The following is a 16,309-nucleotide window of genomic DNA, read 5'->3' as shown; positions in this document are numbered from 1 at the left end:
CAGAACACACGGATCACCCGCGGGTGGTCTCGCAGAATTGGGTACGCCCACCCCGCGAACAAGGAAAACGCCAGCACCCTGCCTGGCGTTTTTTACGCGCCAGTCCGGCATCGGGACAACCCCGGGCGCAGCCTGCCTTCGCATGTCGCTACAATCCGGAACACCAGGCGACGCCTCACAAGAACATCTCAAGTAGGAGACCCACCCATGGACCTCGCAGCAGACCAGCACGTAGTCGACCCGCATGACACCCGCCGGCGCATCTTCGCCATCGTCGGGGCCTCGTCGGGCAACCTCGTCGAGTGGTTCGATTTCTATATCTATGCGTTCTGCTCGCTGTACTTCGCGCCGGCGTTCTTCCCCAGCGGCAACACCACCACGCAGTTGCTGAACACAGCGGGAGTGTTTGCGGCGGGCTTCCTGATGCGACCGATCGGCGGCTGGCTGTTCGGCCGCATTGCCGACCGGCGCGGCCGCCGCAGCGCGATGATGATCTCGGTGCTGATGATGTGCGGCGGCTCGCTGGTGATTGCCGTGGTGCCCACCTATGCGCAGATCGGCGCGCTGGCACCGTTGCTGCTGCTGTTGGCGCGCTTGTTCCAGGGCCTGTCGGTGGGCGGGGAGTACGGCACCAGCGCCACCTACATGAGCGAGGTCGCGCTCAAGGGCCGGCGCGGCTTCTTCGCCTCGTTCCAGTATGTGACGCTGATCGGCGGCCAGCTGTGCGCCCTGCTGGTGCTGGTGATCCTGCAGCAGCTGCTGACCACCGCCGAGCTCAAGGCGTGGGGCTGGCGCATCCCGTTCGTGATCGGTGCGCTCACCGCAGTGGTGTCGCTCTACCTGCGCCGGTCGCTCGACGAAACCTCGACCGCCGCCTCGCGCAAGGCCGAGCACGCCGGCACCATCCGCGGCGTGTGGCAGCACAAGGGCGCGTTCCTGCGCGTGGTCGGCTTTACCGCCGGCGGCTCGCTGATCTTCTACACCTTCACCACCTACATGCAGAAGTACCTCGTCAACACGGCGGGGATGAACGCGAAGACGGCGTCCAGCGTGATGACGGGGGCGCTGTTCGTCTACATGGTGCTGCAGCCGGTGTTTGGCGCACTGTCCGACCGCATCGGCCGGCGCATGTCGATGCTGCTGTTCGGCGTGCTGTCGGTACTGGGCACGGTGCCGCTGATGCACGCGCTGGCCACCGTGTCGAGCCCGTACGCCGCGTTCGGCCTGGTGACCGTGGCGCTGGCCATCATCAGCTTCTATACGTCGATCAGCGGGCTGATCAAGGCCGAGATGTTCCCGCCGGAAGTGCGTGCGATGGGCGTGGGCCTGTCGTATGCCGTCGCCAATGCGGTGTTTGGCGGCTCGGCCGAGTACGTTGCGCTGTGGTTCAAGCAGGCCGGCAGCGAATCGACTTTCTACTGGTATGTGACCGCGCTGTGTGCCGTGTCGCTCATCGTGTCGTACTTCATGCCCGATCCGAGCAAGGAAGGCTACCTGCGTCACGAGCCATGAACATGGCCTGATCTGCAGCGCAGGAAAAGCAACGGCGCTCCGCTTGACGGCGGAGCGCCGTTTTTCGTGCACGGTTCGCTTAGCGGCAGAAAAAAAGTTCGTACCAGAATCACCTTTAAGTCGTTGATCTAGCTGAGGCGTCCCAAAACCGACAAGACGAAAAGTTTGTACCGAACTGACTTCTCAACAAACAAGCAACGCACACAAAGTCTGGCCAACCGCATGGCGCTTAGCTGGCCAGCTTTTTTCATCACTTGCCGACGCCGGTAGAGCACCGCGTGAGAATGGGAGAGCTATAGACGGGGAGCGACCTTCCCCACCGAATTGCGTGCCAGTTGGCCAGTTGCCCACGCTTGTTGTCAATTCGATTTGCACACGCGGCCAGGGCCGTTGCTATGTGCAGACGCCATGATCAGGGTTGCAGCAATCGCGGGCCGGTCGGCAGGTTGGCCGGATCATCGGCACCCAGTTCGTCGGCACGCAGACGAAATTCGTCCATGGGTTTTTCGATAGCCTCCTGAACTGAGATGGCGATATCCACGTTCCCGCTCGATCTATCGAGAAGCGGGCACAGTTTCCCCGTCGGCAGATGTGCCGCTCACTCGCAGTGAAAACGGATGTTGCAATGCTTCTGCCAGTTCTTCTGCCAAGGCAACGCAAGTCGGACTAAGCGGTTCAGCATCCAAAGAAGCAATACCGGAACTGAAGCGAATGACCGGATGGAAAGGCCGCATCGTGAACGACTCTGTATCGCAGCAATTGGCAAGCAGCCGGTTGACGATGGTCACGCCAATCCCGCGCGAGGCCATCGAGCATGCCACGCCGATCGAATGCACCTCGGCCACAATCTGCGGCGTGATATGGGCGCGCCGGAACACCATATCGACTTCATGACGGAGCTGGCTTCGCCCCCACAACAACACCAGTGGCACGTCGTCGAGATCGCGCGTGCTGACCGACTCCAATGCGGCCAACGGATGACCCTTCGCCATCACGCACACCGACTCACCCTCGAATTCGTGGCGGACCCTGAATCCAGGCAACCCCATCGGCAAGCGTACTAAGGCCAGGTCGACCTCGCGGCTCAGCAGTGCGCGTTCAGACTGATCGTACGTGCCGGAGAACACCTCCAGCACCGCATCATCGTGCCTGGCATAGAACCGCTCGATCACGGTCGGCAACAGATGCTGCGCGATCGTATTCGGAACCATGATGCGCACCAGCTTGCGCCGCATGCCCCCAAGCTGCAGTTGCCGCGCATGCCGTTCCAGGCATTTGGCGGCCTGGACGATCGTCTCCGCCTCCTGCACCAGTGCAGTGCCCTCACGCGTTGGCGTCAGACGCCCCTGCTCACGCACGAAGAGATTCAGCCCCAGGTGAGCTTCCAGCTGGGCAAGCAGACGGCTGACTGCCGGCTGAGACACACCTAAGCGCTGCGCCGCCGCGGTGGTTGTACTCAGTGTGGCAATGGCGACAAAAGCTTCCAGTTGCTTCAGGTTCACGGCGCTCCTCGCATAACGCTATATCAGATCTGCATAAGGTTGCAGGTTGCTTTTATCGGCCCAATGATTACGCACGTCCGGCAGTCCGGGCATCAGGGGCACCCGTCGGTGCGGACCGACATTCTCATCAGTTGAGGTCAGAGAGGCAATGATCGCTTTCATCATACGGCGGCTCGTGCAGAGCATTGGCGTGCTGCTGTTCACATCGATATTGGTGTTCTGTGGGGTGTTTGCGATCGGGGATCCGATTCAGATCCTCGTACCGGCAGACGCCAGCCCCGCCGAAATTGCCCAGGCAACCCACTCGCTTGGGCTCGACCAGCCGATGTGGCACCAATACCTCCACTTCATCAACCTCGCGCTGCATGGCGATCTTGGGCGATCGTTCGTATTCAATCAGCCGTCGATCCAGTTGATTCTCGAACGGCTCCCCGCCACGCTGGAACTGGCAGTCATCGCCCTCGTGCTGTCGCTGCTGGTCGGCGTGCCACTCGGCCTGCTGGCCGGGCTCAAAGCAAACTCAGCGCTGGACCGCACCGTGATGACCGGATCCATCCTCGGCTTCAGCCTGCCGAATTTCTGGCAAGGCACGATGCTGGTGCTGATCTTCTCCGTCACGCTCGGCTGGCTGCCCTCGGCTGGCCGCGGCGAACTCGGCACGGTGCTGGGTATCCACACCAGCCTGGCGACATGGGACGGCGTCACCCACCTGCTTCTGCCTGCGCTCAATCTCTCGCTTTTCAAGATGTCGCTCGTGACGCGGCTCACCCGCGCCGGTGTTCGTGAAACGCTGCCGCTCGACTACGTGAAGTTCGCCCGCGCCAAGGGGCTGCGAGAGCGCCGTGTGATCTTCGTGCATGTGCTCAAGAACATCATGATCCCGATCGTGACCGTGGTCGGCATGGAGTTCGGCTCGTTGATCGCCTTCGCAACAGTGACCGAGTCGATCTTTGCCTGGCCAGGCGTCGGCAAGCTGATCATCGACAGCATCATGAAGCTCGACCGGCCGGTCGTGGTCGCCTACCTGCTGATCGTCGTCACGATGTTTACCATGCTCAACCTCGTGGTCGACATCATCTATTCGGTGCTGGATCCGCGCGTTCGCCTGGAGGCTGCATGAAAACCACCTTCCAGTTCGCCGCGCCATCCTGGTGGCCCGAGGGCAACAGCACGTCGGGCATCGTGCTGCGCAGCATTTTCGGGCGGCCGATGGTCGCCGTGGCGACACTCATCTGCCTCGCGCTCGTTGCCGTCGCGGTCTTCGCCCCCTGGCTTGCGCAGCAGAATCCCTACGATCTGGCGGCACTGAACATTGTCGACGGCCGGCTCGCCCCCGGCATGCGCGGCGCCACCGGCCATCTGTACCTGCTCGGCAGCGACGCCCTGGGGCGCGACATGCTCGCCGCCATGATGTACGGCCTGCGCACGAGCCTCGGTGTTGGCCTGACGAGCGGGCTGTTCGCGATGGCGCTGGGCACGACGCTTGGGCTGGTCGCGGCGTACTTCGGCGGCCACATCGACACGCTCATCATGCGCGCCGTCGACGTCATGCTGGGCTTCCCCACCATTCTCGTTGCGCTGATGATGCTCGCCATTCTCGGGCAGGGCGTCGACAAGGTCGTCCTGGCGCTCGTGGTCGTGCAATGGGCCTACTTCGCGCGGACGGTGCGTGCCGTCGCCAGCGTCGAACGCCGCAAGGAATACATGGAGGCTGCGCTGTGTCTGGGCTTCAGCCATCGGCGCGCGCTCTTCAGCCAACTGCTGCCGAACTGCCTGCCGCCGGTCATCGTCATCGGGCTGGTGCAGGTCGCGGCTGCCATCTCCGCCGAAGCGACGCTCAGCTTCCTTGGCATCGGTTTGCCGGCCACACAACCATCGTTGGGGCTGCTGATCGCAAACGGCTATCAGCAGCTCATCGCGGGTTTCTACTGGATCAGCGTCTTTCCAGGGCTTCTGCTGCTGTCGCTTGTGTTCAGCATGAACATCGTCGGCGACAGCGTGCGCGAAGCGCTCAACCCCCGTCTGCAGAAGTAGGACACGACATGCTTACGCCCACCCTGTCCGTGCAGCATCTGCGCACGCACTTCTTTACCGATGCCGGTGTCGCAAAAGCGGTCGACGACGTCAGCTTCGACATCCGTCCCGGCGAGATCGTCGGTCTGGTCGGCGAATCCGGTTCCGGAAAATCGATCACCGGGTTCTCGATCCTGGGACTGATCGACGCGCCGGGCCGCATCGTCGGCGGCCGTGTGCTGTTCAAGGGCATCGACCTGACCCAGCTCACCCCCGAGGCGTTGCGTCAACTGCGCGGCAACCGGATCGCGATGATCTTTCAGGATCCGATGATGACCCTGAATCCGGTGTTGCGTATCGACACCCAGATGATCGAAGCCGTGCGCGCACACGCCAAGGTGTCACACGAAGCAGCGCGCGAACGCGCCCGCCATGCGCTCGCGGCGGTCGGCATCCCCTCGCCCGATGAGCGGCTGTCGGTCTACCCGCACCAGTTGTCGGGCGGCATGCGACAGCGCGTGGCCATTGCCATCGCCATGCTGCATGAGCCGGAACTGATCATCGCTGACGAGCCGACCACGGCGCTCGACGTGACGATCCAGGCGCAGATCCTGGCTGAAATGCAGAAACTCTGCGCCCGCTCCAATACCGCGATGGTGTGGGTGAGCCACGATCTCGCCGTCGTGGCAGGACTGGCCGACCGCATCTGCGTGATGTACGCAGGCCGCGTGGTTGAGACGGGCGACATCGACACGATCCTGACGCACGCACGCCATCCCTACACGATCGGGCTGCTCGGTTCGGTGCCGGAAAACGTGCGGCGTGGCGAGCCGTTACATCAGATTCCCGGCATCGCACCGTCCGCCCTGAAACTGCCGGCGGGCTGCGCCTTCGCGCCCCGGTGCCGCCATGCCACCGACATCTGCCTGACCCAGGAACCCACTGTGCAAGGCAGCGAGACCCATTCGTTCCGCTGCTTCCATCCGCGCGACATGCGCGCAGGAGCCCAAGCATGAACGCGCCCCGCATGGACGCCCCTCAATTGACCGCGCCGCTGATCACCGCCGAACAAGCCTCACGCCGATTCGTCCGGCGCCTCAATTACGCCGAGAAGATTGCAGGGTGGCTCGGCGCGAATGTCTCAGACCAAACCGTGCATGCCGTGGATCAGGTGAGCCTGACCATCCACCGTGGCGAAGTCGTCGGTCTGGTGGGCGAGTCCGGCTGCGGAAAATCGACGCTCGGCCGCATGTTGGCCGGCATCGTGCCGCCGACGGAAGGACGGATTCAGACCTATGAAGCGCATCCGACGTCGGCGGGGCACCAGCGCATGCGCCACCGGCTCGCGACACAGATGGTGTTCCAGGACCCGTTGTCGTCGTTGAACCCGCGCAAGCGCGTGCGCGACATCATTGGTGAAGCGCCGCTTGTGCACGGCATCGTCGAACGTCGGCATCTCGACGACTATGTCGTGGAAGTGATGCAACGCGTGGGCCTCAACCCGGATTTTCGCCAACGCTTTCCACACCAGTTTTCCGGTGGCCAGCGGCAGCGCATCGGCATTGGCCGGGCGCTCGCGGTCAAGCCTGATTTCCTGATCTGCGACGAGTCGATCGCCGCCCTCGATGTTTCGATTCAGGCGCAGATCATCAATCTGTTCATGCAACTGCGGAGGGACTTGGGGCTGACCTATCTGTTCATCAGCCACGATCTTGGTGTCGTTGAACACATCAGCGATCGCGTCGCCGTCATGTATCTCGGCCGCATCGTGGAGACGGCACCGACGGAAACGCTGTTTGCGAGCCCGCAGCATCCATACACCATCTCGCTGCTGGAGCAGGTGCCACGCCTATCGAACCGCAAGCGGCGCTTTGAATCGATCAAGGGCGAGATCCCTTCGCCGCTCTCGCCGCCGGAAGGCTGTCACTTCCATCCGCGTTGTCCGCATGCCATGCCGCGCTGCCGTGTCGAACGTCCAGTGCTGCGTGCCACAGGCGCCGACCATCAGACGGCGTGCCACTTGATGCCGGAGGCGCAATGAAGCGAATCGCTTTCCTGCTGTGCGCATGGGCGTGTCTGTATGCGCTCGGCGGCAGTGCAGCCCAGGCCCGCACGCTCACGATGGCGGTCACGTCCGAGCCGTCGTCGATGGACCCGCTGTTCTCGCGCACGGCCAACAACATCCAGTCGGCAGAGAACATCTTCGAACGACTGGTTTCGCAGGACGGCAACCTGCAGATTCACCCAGGCCTGGCGGTGTCGTGGCGTGCGCTCGACCCCACGACGTGGGAATTCGCACTGCGCCCGGGCGTCCGGTTCCAGGACGGTTCTCCGTTCACATCGGCAGACGTCGCCTTCTCGCTGCAGCGTGCCCGCAATGTGCCGAACAGCCCCGCGCCGTTCAGCGGCGCCGTGGCCAACATCGCGCGCATCGAGACACCGACACCGCTCACCGTGCGCGTCCACACGATCACGCCGTCGCCGGCACTCGTCGAGCAGGTCGGCATGGTCTACATCGTTTCGCAACGTGCGGCAACCGGGCATTCGAGCAGCGACTACGGCTCGCCGGCCGTCGCGGTCGGCACGGGCCCATACCGGTTGAAGCGCTGGATTCCCGGCGATCGCGTAGAACTGATCCGCAACGACTTCTACTGGGGTACACGACCGCAGTTCGACACGTGCACGATCCGCTATGTCTCGAACGATGCATCGCGGCTATCGCTGCTGCTCTCAGGCGCGGTGGACCTGATCGACAACGTGCCGCCCGTCACGCTGGACCGGCTGCGCCGCGCGCCTGGCGTCACGCTCGTATCGTCGGCATCGGCACGCCTCATCTATCTCGCGCTCGACTCGTCACGAGAGGTCTCGCCCTTCGTCACCGACACACATGGCGACCCGATCGCATCGAACCCGTTGCGCGACAGGCGCGTGCGACTGGCCATATCGATGATGATTAATCGCGCGGCCATCACGCAGCATCTGCTGCCCGGGGCCGGCGTGCCCGCCGGTCAGATCGTGCCAGAAGGCCTCGGCGGTTACGACCCGCGTCTGCAGCCGCAACCCTTCGATCCGGCGGGTGCACGCAAGCTGCTCGCTCAGGCAGGCTACCCGAGCGGCTTCGGGTTGACGTTGCATTCATCTAATGACCGCTTTGCTGGCGACAGCGATCTCGGGCAGGCCCTCGGTTCGATGCTGGCGCGTGGCGGCATCACGATCAAGAACGTCGTGACGCAACCCTACAACGTCTATGCGGGCGCCGCGGCAAAGCGCGGCTACAGCGCATTCGTCTTCAGCTTCGGCAACAGCACGAGCGACTCGGCGAACGGTCTGACCAACGTGATTGCGAGCTACGACCGGGACTTGGGTACCGGCGCGTTCAATCGCACGCGCTACTCGAACCCGGTGGTGGACAAACTGCTTGCACAGGCCGCGCAGAGCTTCGACTCGCAACAGCGCGACCGGCTGCTGCAGGAGGCCGCCTATGCGGGCTTCCAGGATGTCGCCATCGTGCCGCTCTACTTCCCTGTCAATTACTGGGCCACCCGAAACGGCGTGGTGTTTCGGCCGAACAAGGCGGAACGCACCTCCCTGCTCTTCACCGACATCCAACGACCATGAAAGAACCCTCCATTTCCGGCGTGTGCACAGCAGCGCCGGAGGCTACGCCGACACTGGGCAACGTGATGGTGGCAATGCGCGACGGCGTGCGCCTCGCGACCGACGTGTACCTGCCGGACGGCTACCGCATCGGCATCGATGCTCCGCTGCCGATCGTTCTCGAACGCACGCCCTACGGCAAACGGGAAGTCTCGCGCTCCGAGGTGCATCAAGGCTGCCCGCCCGCAAAACGGGCCGACATCGCCCGCTACTTCGCAGCGCGCGGCTACGCGGTCGTGATGCAAGACTGCCGGGGCCGCTATGACTCCGAAGGCGTCTTCACCAAGTACGTCTCCGAAGGGGAAGACGGCTTCGACGCGATGGTCTGGATGGCGCGGCAACCGTGGTCGAACGGCAAGATCGGCACCATGGGGCTCTCATATGCGGCACACACGCAGTTGGCGGCCGCCTGCCTGAATCCGCCGGGACTCGCGTGCATGGTGATGGATTCGGGCGGCTTCTCGAATGGCTACCACTGCGGCATCCGCCAGGGCGGCGCGTTCGAACTGAAGCAAGCCACGTGGGCGTTCAACCGCGCCCATACCAGCGGGCCCGCATTGCGCAGCCCCGTCGTGGCCGCCGCGCTCAATGCGCAGGACCTCCGCGAATGGTTTGGCCGCATGCCGTGGCGTCCGGGGCATTCGCCGCTCGCGGCCGTACCGGAATACGAAGCGTATTTGTTCGAGCAATGGACAAAGGACGCCTTTGACGATTACTGGAAACAGTCAGGCATCTACGCGCAAGGCTATTACGACACGATGACGCGCGTGCCAACCGTGATGATGTCGAGCTGGTACGACGCCTATGTCCGCAGCACGCTGGACAACTTCGCCGCGCTGTCTGACACGCCCGCGGCGCCAGCGTATCTGATCATGGGGCCGTGGCTGCATGGAGATCGCAACACGCCTTTCAGCGGCGACGTGGACTTTGGCCCGTCAGCGATGATCGAAGGACAGATCGACAGCGATTGGCTCGCATTCCGGGCGCGCTGGTTCGATCGGTGGCTGAAGCCGCAGTCGCCTGCCGCCACAGTGGACCTGGCGGACCCGGTGGCGCGCATCTTTCTCATGGGTGGAGGCGGCGGCAAGCGCAACGCCCAGGGCCGCATGCAACATGGCGGACGCTGGATCGAATCGCCGCAGTGGCCATTGCCGCAGACGCAGCCCACGCCGTACTACCTCCACGCCGACGGCACGCTGTCGACCGAGCAGCCGACTGAAATCGGCGCCGCCATTTCATACGCCTTCGACCCGTCGAACCCCGTGCCGACAATCGGCGGCGCCCTGACCTCCGGCGCGCCGGTATTCGAGGGTGGCGCGTTCGACCAACGTGAGACGGCGCGTTTTTTTGGCGCCGACGATACCGGCATGCCGCTGGCCGCTCGGCCCGACGTACTAGTGTTCCAGACCCCGGTCTTGGAAGAGGACGTTGCAGTCATCGGGCCGATCGAGGTGAAGCTCTGGGTCGACTCCGATGCACCGGACACCGACTTCACCGCCAAGTTGATCGACGTCTGCCCGCCCAACGACGACTACCCGCAGGGCTACGCGATGAACATCACCGACGGCATCTTCCGCTGCCGCTTCCACAAGTCCTGGTCCGAGCCGGAAGTGCTGGAACAGCGCCGCGTCTTCTTGATCACGATCGAGCCGTTTGCAACGGCCAATCTATTCAAACGGGGACACTGTATCCGGCTCGACATTTCGAGCAGCAACTTCCCGCATTTTGATGTCAACCCGAATAGCGGGGAACCGCCTGCGCTCGCACGCGCACCCCGCATCGCACTCAACACGGTGCATGTGGGGGCGGACTTTGCGTCCCACGTGGTGTTGCCGATCGTGCCAATCGCGTCGCTCGTCGGGTTGAGGCCACCACCCACAATGCTAGCCGCCACGCACTAGCGCGCCTTTCGCCTTTCCGTTTGCCGATTCATCGGGAGCTTCGCTTAGCGAAGCTCCCGGGGGGACACTTTGTCTTCACGCTGACAGGTCGCTTGCGATCGACAGGTTTTTCAATGGGATGTACGACACAAAAAGGGGAGCAATCACCATGCACTATCGAACCATTCGGACAGCACTTCTGGTAGCTGGCGGACTAGGCCTTTGCACCACCGGCGCTCGCGCACAGTCGAGCGTCACGCTCTATGGGTTGCTGGACAGCGGTGTGACCTATGCCAGCAAGGTCGTCGGCACGAACGGCACGGGCACCCGCTTCGGCCTGGACAGCGGCAACCTGCAGCAGTCCCGCTGGGGCATGCGCGGCACGGAAGACCTTGGCGGCGGCATGAAGGCCATGTTCATTCTGGAGGGCGGCATCACGCTGAACAATGGTGCGTCCACCCAGGGCGGACTGCCACTCGGGCGCACGTCGGTCGTCGGGCTCTCCGGCAACTTCGGCACGGTCCAGTTGGGCCGCCGCAAGGACTACATCGATGAAATCGCGACGTGGTATGCGAGCGTCTACAACTTCGGCACGTTCATCAATGGCGTGCATGACAACAACCTCGACCGCGTCGGCGGCAACCGCTCCAACAATTCGGTTCGCTACGACACTCCCAATTGGGGCGGATTCACGGCCAACGTGACCTACGCGTTCGGGGAGACCGCCGGATCGATGGCCGCCGGGCAGTCGTTCGGTTTTGGGGCGAACTACACCGCCGGCGGATTCGGCTTGGGTTTCGGCTACTGGCAATCGGGCCTGGGAACGGGCACGGCAGCAACGAACACATCGAGCGATGCAGGGGCCGCGTCGGCAGCCGGATGCAACCCGGCATTCGGCAACGCAGGCAACGTTTGTGTTCGCACGTGGATGGTCGGAACGAGCTATCGGTTCGACAAGACACGCGTGTACTTCTCGTGGTCTCGCACGCTGCAACCGCTGGCGCGCTTCGCCGGTACATCCGCGCCGTTTGCGACCACATTGACGAGCGCGGCCAGCTCCGGCGCATTCGCCGCTGCAGGTTCCAACAACAACGCCACCAACGTCTTCGATCTGGGTGTGAACTACTGGGTGCTACCGAATCTGGAATTGATTGGCGCGGTGCTGCAATCGCGGTACGCATTCGTGGGTGCAGGCGCACAGGGCAGGCTGACCCAGCTCAATGCCGGCGTTGACTACTTCCTGTCCAAGCGCACTGACCTGTACGCCTATGTCGCCAACCTGCGTGCGTCGAACATGTACAGCCCCGGCATCATTGGCGGCGCGCCGGGTCGCAATACGACGCAAACCGCAGCAACAGCGGGGATTCGCCACACGTTCTAAAACCCAAGCGGGCGGCCAAGCGATGCATTGCGCCGCCCTTCAGCACATCGGTCTGCAGCCCCACAGCGAGAAGCCGCTCCAAGAAGAAGCATTCCGATCAAGCTGCGCGCGGCCCCGCATCCGATGCTTGAAAACGCCTGCTAAGCGATTCCACGACCATGGCCTCTCGAAACATCCGCTCCAGAATCGTCATCGCACTTGGGTCCTGCGCAATCCTGATCGTGATTGTTGGCTTGATCGGAGCGCGAGGCATGTGGGTCCTGACCAGCGACATGCGCGACATGTACGTGGAAGACACGGTACCCATCGCCGATCTGGCCATTGTCGAAAGCTCCGCACTCCGTATTCGTCTTGGGCTCATGCGCATGCCAGGATTGCCGAATGCCGGGGAGAAGAAAGCAATGATTTCGCGGCTGGCCGAGACAGGCAAAGCACTGACGGCAGCATGGCGGCGCTACTTCCCCACACAGGCCGTATTGTCGGAGGAGCGCGACATCGCGCGACGCGTCGATGCTGCAATCACCGAGTTCATCCCCTTGTCCACACGTGCAAGCGAGGCGCTAGACAAGGGCGATGCTGAACACTCTCACCAACTGCTCGATGCGCTCGCTGGCGCGAGTCAGGTGATCTACTCAGGTGTGGATCGCATCGCGGCAATCAAGACCGAACACGTGCGGCAGACGGCGGAATCGGGAGCCGATGCCTCTCGAAGCATGATGTGGGTGTGCGCCGCCAGCGTCGCTCTTGCGCTTCTGGCCGCATTGCTGATCGGCATCTCTCTGGTTCGTGCGATTTCCCGGCCGCTCGATGCCTCCATTGCTGTGGCCCGCCGCATCGCCGACGGCTACCTCGAGAACGACGTCGTCGCCACCACAAACGACGAGTTTGGCGAGCTGCTGCAGGCACTCGCACAAATGGACGTCCAGCTCGCCAGCGTTGCACGCGGCATACATGCGTCGAGTGATTCGATCATTTCAGCTGCGGCGGAGATCGCCAAAGGCAATAGCGATCTTTCTGTGCGGACTGAGGAACAGGCCGCATCACTCGAAGAGACCGCCAGCACGATGGAAGAACTGGCCGCGCTAAACCGCCAAAACGCCAGCCACGCACAGGAAGCGGTAAAACTGGCCGGCAACGCGGCGAAAGCCGTCGCCGAGGGAGACACCGCCACAGCACAGATGCTCGTCACCATGCAAGAAATCATCGACAGCGCGGGAAGAATAATGGACATCACAACGTTCATCGAGGACATAGCATTCCAAACCAATATCCTCGCCTTGAACGCGGCGATCGAAGCTGCCAGGGCTGGCAGCGCCGGGCGCGGATTTGCTGTCGTCACCGGCGAAGTCCGCAGCCTCGCGCAACGCGCATCGGAGGCGGCCAAGGACATCCGAAAGTTGACCCACCATTCGTCTGCCACCGCTCAATTGGGTGCAAAGCACATGGATGTCGTCGGGCACGCCATGCAGGGCATTTCCGAAGCGATGACCCATGTCGCAAAGACAAATGCTGCGATGTCGACGGCATGGGCGGAGCAGACACGTGGCATTGAAGAGATCAATCGCGCGATCAGCCGGTTGGATGAAGTCACGCAACGCAATGCCGCGTTGGGAGAGGAAGCCGCAGCAGCAGCCGAGGCGTTGCATGAGCAGGCCGGGGTGCAGCATCAGTTGTTAGCCAAGCTGCGGCTGAGACAGGCGGCTTGACGCTCGCTGCCAAGTGCCCTATTTCCGTTGACGATGTGGTCGTTCCGCCCAGCGCTGGGCTCGCATCAAGTGTGGTGCGAGCACACAGAGCCGCTCGGCGTGAATCGAGAGCGGACCGGCGCATATGTTCCGCAACAACCCATGTTTGGTACGAACTTTTGTACGCCGTTAGACGTTTTTCTTCCTGGGGTCTGTTTACATTTCGTGGAAGGCTCCTTGCACACATCCTCTCCAGCGAATCGACCGAAATTGAGAGGGGCTGCTACGCTGGACAATTTCTACGGGCCCGACATAACCGGCTTTCAAATGAACCTGACTTTCTCTCCCACTACGCAATCCGACGCTGATCTGCTGGCGAGCATTCGCATCGCCGCGATGCGCGAGAGCTTGGAGCGCCTCGGACGCTTTAACCCACAGCGTGCGCGGGAACGTTTCCTGGCATCTTTTGACCCGGCGCTGTGCCGCTTCATCGAAGCCGATGGTGTTCGGGTAGGCTTTTTCTTGGTTCGCCCCCAACCAGACCACTGGCACCTGGGCCACTTGTACATCGTGCCTGAACATCAGGCACGGGGAATCGGAGCAACAGTGCTGCGACAGATCATTGCAGATGCCGATTCACAACGCATGCCGATCCGCCTAGGCGCATTACGTGGCAGCGAATCGAACCGTTTCTATCAACGACACGGCTTCGAGCAGACGGACGAAGCGGAGTGGGATATTTACTACCTGCGCCAACCAAGTGCTACAAAGGCATAGTTCCTACTCACATTCTTACGAGCGGGCCGAAGGCGCAGGCAAGCGACGCAAACACAAGATCACTATCGGCGAGCTTGTCATATCGAGTGGAGACACAGCGAAAATGTTTGATGCGATTGACGAAGCGCTCGACCAGGTTGCGAGTACGGTACAGCGCACGGTCGTAGCGGCGCTTGGTCTTGCGATTCGAACGTGGCGGGATGACAACCTTCCCGCGGGTGGCTAGACTTTTTTCAACGCTTAACGACCGGCCATCTCGACGCGGGCATTAGCCACGTCTGTAGTGCCAGTAGATGGACTTCCTCTGTGTCAGTTGCCCCGATTTTCTTGATGCCCCCGCAGTAACCGGGTAGGCAGCCGTGCGTGCAAAGCCCTTTACCTTGCCTGATCACGTCGGAAAATCACCCGATCTGGCACGCGCACAGGGCTTTGCTGACAAGTTCCTTCGGCAAGAACTCTTGTTTCAGGCGCCCCCTCTCCTGTGTCAGGAGATACGCAAAGAAGGCCCCCTCGTCCAGAGTGAACCCGTCGGGTAGGCGCCTCGCTATGTCGCTTGAGCACAATGCAGAGCACGCCTTCGCCGACCGCATCACGCCTTAGCCGCCGTTCTACAACAATAGCCGGAAGCGGACTGGTACCTACTGCCCAAAATCCGGCGCTTGGTACGGACTTTTTTGTATTGGTACAACCTTTTTTGTACGGGTACAGACTTTTTTGTACGCCGTTATCGCTTGCCGGAGGTTCAGTCCGGCACCACCGCCGTCACCTCGATCTCCACCTTGGCGCGGTCCTCCACCAGCGCCGACACCTCCACCGCCGTCATGGCGATGCTGAAGCTGCCGATCAGCTCGCGGAAGGCCTGGCCGATCTCGGGGTAGGCGGCCACGTAGGCCTTCTTGTCGGTCACGTACCAGGTCATGCGCACGATGTGTTCGGGCTTGGCGCCGCCTTCGGTCAGCACCTCGACGATGTTCTGCAGCGCCTGGCGCACCTGGCCGGCGAGGTCATCCGTATGGAACACGCCGTGCGCGTCCCAACCGATCATGCCGGCCACGAAGATCATGCGCCCGCGTGCGGACACACCGTTGGCATAGCCTTTCGGACGCGGCCAGCCGGGGGGAAGGAGTACTTGCATTGTTCGGTTCCTCTTATTGTTCAACGCTCGCGGCCAAGGCCTCCCGCACGTCGGGCGGCACGGCGATGGCGCGGTGCGTATTGAGATCGGTAAACACCAGCACCTGCTGCGAGCGCACGCGCTGCTCGTCGCCCGCCCAGCAATCGAGCGCCAGCGACAGGGATGCATTGCCCAGCCGCTCCAGTGTCAGCTTGAGCTGCACGTCATCGCCCATGCGGCTGATGGCGCTGAACTCGCAGTGCAGCTTGACGATCGGCAAGCCAATGCGGCGCGGGCCCAGCATGTTGGCATACGAGATGCCGAGGCCATCGGTAAACCAGTCCTCGACCAGGCCGTTGAACATCACCAGGTACTGCGGAAAGTACACGATGCCGGCCGGGTCGCAGTGGGCAAAGCGGATGCGCGTGGCGCGCTCGAAGTGGGTGGTCATGGCTTGTTGTTCTCACGCAGGCGGTAGCGCAGCAGCTTGCCGACCTCGCTGCGCGGCAGGGCCGTGCGGAACTCGATGGCGCGCGGATACTTGTACGGCGCCACGGTCTGCTTGACGAAGTCCTGCAGCGCCTTGACCATCTCGGGCCCCGGCTCATGGCCCGGGTGCAGCACCACGAAGGCCTTGACGATCTGCCCGCGCTCCTCGTCGGGCACGCCGATCACGCCGCATTCGGCCACGGCCGGGTGCTGCATCAGCGCATCCTCCACCTCCGGCGAGGCGATGTTGTAGCCCGACGAGATGATCATGTCGTCGGTGCGCGAGTGGTAGTGGAAGT

Annotated in this window: 14 protein-coding genes and 2 pseudogenes; 10 read left to right on the top strand and 6 right to left on the bottom strand. The window is 62.6% G+C overall.

Translation table 11 applies throughout. The annotated features are described in order from the left end of the window. The first annotated feature begins 207 nt into the window (after positions 1-207). On the top strand, positions 208-1,512 hold the full coding sequence (locus QZ609_RS01105; RefSeq protein ID WP_295489876.1) for an MFS family transporter: 1,305 nt from the start codon (positions 208-210) through the stop codon (positions 1,510-1,512). Between the two features lie 412 nt (positions 1,513-1,924). Here QZ609_RS01105 and QZ609_RS01100 read toward each other — a convergent pair whose 3' ends face one another. After that, complete coding sequence (locus QZ609_RS01100) at positions 1,925-2,053, bottom strand: hypothetical protein (protein ID WP_295489874.1); 129 nt, start codon at positions 2,051-2,053, stop codon at positions 1,925-1,927. Between the two features lie 13 nt (positions 2,054-2,066). Beyond that, entirely contained in the window at positions 2,067-3,014 is a 948-nt protein-coding gene (locus tag QZ609_RS01095) for a LysR family transcriptional regulator (RefSeq protein WP_295489872.1), read from the bottom strand. A gap of 148 nt (positions 3,015-3,162) precedes the next feature. Between QZ609_RS01095 and QZ609_RS01090 the strand changes: the two genes are divergently transcribed. From QZ609_RS01090 to QZ609_RS01050, 9 genes are all read left to right on the top strand, one after another. Continuing rightward, a complete protein-coding gene (locus QZ609_RS01090) occupies positions 3,163-4,134 on the top strand; it encodes an ABC transporter permease (protein WP_295489870.1) in 972 nt (323 codons plus the stop codon). 89 nt (positions 4,135-4,223) lie between these two features. Beyond that, the gene (locus QZ609_RS01085) at positions 4,224-5,048 is read left to right on the top strand and encodes an ABC transporter permease (protein WP_365900701.1); all 825 of its coding nucleotides are present in this window, start codon (positions 4,224-4,226) and stop codon (positions 5,046-5,048) included. An 8-nt stretch (positions 5,049-5,056) separates the two neighbouring features. Next, a complete protein-coding gene (locus QZ609_RS01080) occupies positions 5,057-6,043 on the top strand; it encodes an ABC transporter ATP-binding protein (RefSeq protein ID WP_295489866.1) in 987 nt (328 codons plus the stop codon). Beyond that, positions 6,040-7,068 carry an oligopeptide/dipeptide ABC transporter ATP-binding protein gene (locus QZ609_RS01075; protein ID WP_295489864.1) on the top strand — a complete coding sequence of 343 codons (1,029 nt, stop codon included), beginning with the start codon at positions 6,040-6,042 and terminating at the stop codon, positions 7,066-7,068. Before QZ609_RS01080 ends, QZ609_RS01075 begins: the two co-directional genes overlap by 4 nt. Further along, entirely contained in the window at positions 7,065-8,645 is a 1,581-nt protein-coding gene (locus QZ609_RS01070) for an ABC transporter substrate-binding protein (RefSeq protein WP_295489861.1), read from the top strand. Before QZ609_RS01075 ends, QZ609_RS01070 begins: the two co-directional genes overlap by 4 nt. 74 nt (positions 8,646-8,719) lie before the next feature. Next, positions 8,720-10,585 carry a CocE/NonD family hydrolase gene (locus QZ609_RS01065; RefSeq protein ID WP_365900679.1) on the top strand — a complete coding sequence of 622 codons (1,866 nt, stop codon included), beginning with the start codon at positions 8,720-8,722 and terminating at the stop codon, positions 10,583-10,585. A gap of 148 nt (positions 10,586-10,733) precedes the next feature. Next, positions 10,734-11,945, top strand: a complete 1,212-nt coding sequence (locus QZ609_RS01060) for a porin (protein ID WP_295489855.1) — start codon at positions 10,734-10,736, stop codon at positions 11,943-11,945. A gap of 158 nt (positions 11,946-12,103) precedes the next feature. After that, positions 12,104-13,651, top strand: coding sequence for a methyl-accepting chemotaxis protein (locus tag QZ609_RS01055; RefSeq protein WP_295489851.1), 1,548 nt, complete (start codon positions 12,104-12,106; stop codon positions 13,649-13,651). 306 nt (positions 13,652-13,957) lie between these two features. Continuing rightward, on the top strand, positions 13,958-14,407 hold the full coding sequence (locus QZ609_RS01050; protein ID WP_295489848.1) for a GNAT family N-acetyltransferase: 450 nt from the start codon (positions 13,958-13,960) through the stop codon (positions 14,405-14,407). Between the two features lie 7 nt (positions 14,408-14,414). On the opposite strand, the pseudogene QZ609_RS01045 reads toward QZ609_RS01050, so the two are convergent. From QZ609_RS01045 to QZ609_RS01030, 4 genes and pseudogenes are all read right to left on the bottom strand, one after another. Continuing rightward, positions 14,415-14,615: pseudogene (locus QZ609_RS01045) on the bottom strand (transposase); the annotation flags it as partial. A gap of 534 nt (positions 14,616-15,149) precedes the next feature. Further along, the gene (locus tag QZ609_RS01040) at positions 15,150-15,542 is read right to left on the bottom strand and encodes a RidA family protein (protein ID WP_295489846.1); all 393 of its coding nucleotides are present in this window, start codon (positions 15,540-15,542) and stop codon (positions 15,150-15,152) included. A gap of 13 nt (positions 15,543-15,555) precedes the next feature. Further along, on the bottom strand, positions 15,556-15,972 hold the full coding sequence (locus QZ609_RS01035) for a thioesterase family protein (protein WP_295489843.1): 417 nt from the start codon (positions 15,970-15,972) through the stop codon (positions 15,556-15,558). Next, positions 15,969-16,309, bottom strand: a pseudogene (locus tag QZ609_RS01030) (2-aminobenzoate-CoA ligase); the annotation flags it as partial. The gene QZ609_RS01035 and the pseudogene QZ609_RS01030, both read right to left, overlap by 4 nt.

This window comes from uncultured Ralstonia sp. (assembly GCA_913056305.1).
GTDB lineage: Bacteria > Pseudomonadota > Gammaproteobacteria > Burkholderiales > Burkholderiaceae > Ralstonia.
This window is presented reverse-complemented; position numbering and strand designations above follow the sequence as displayed.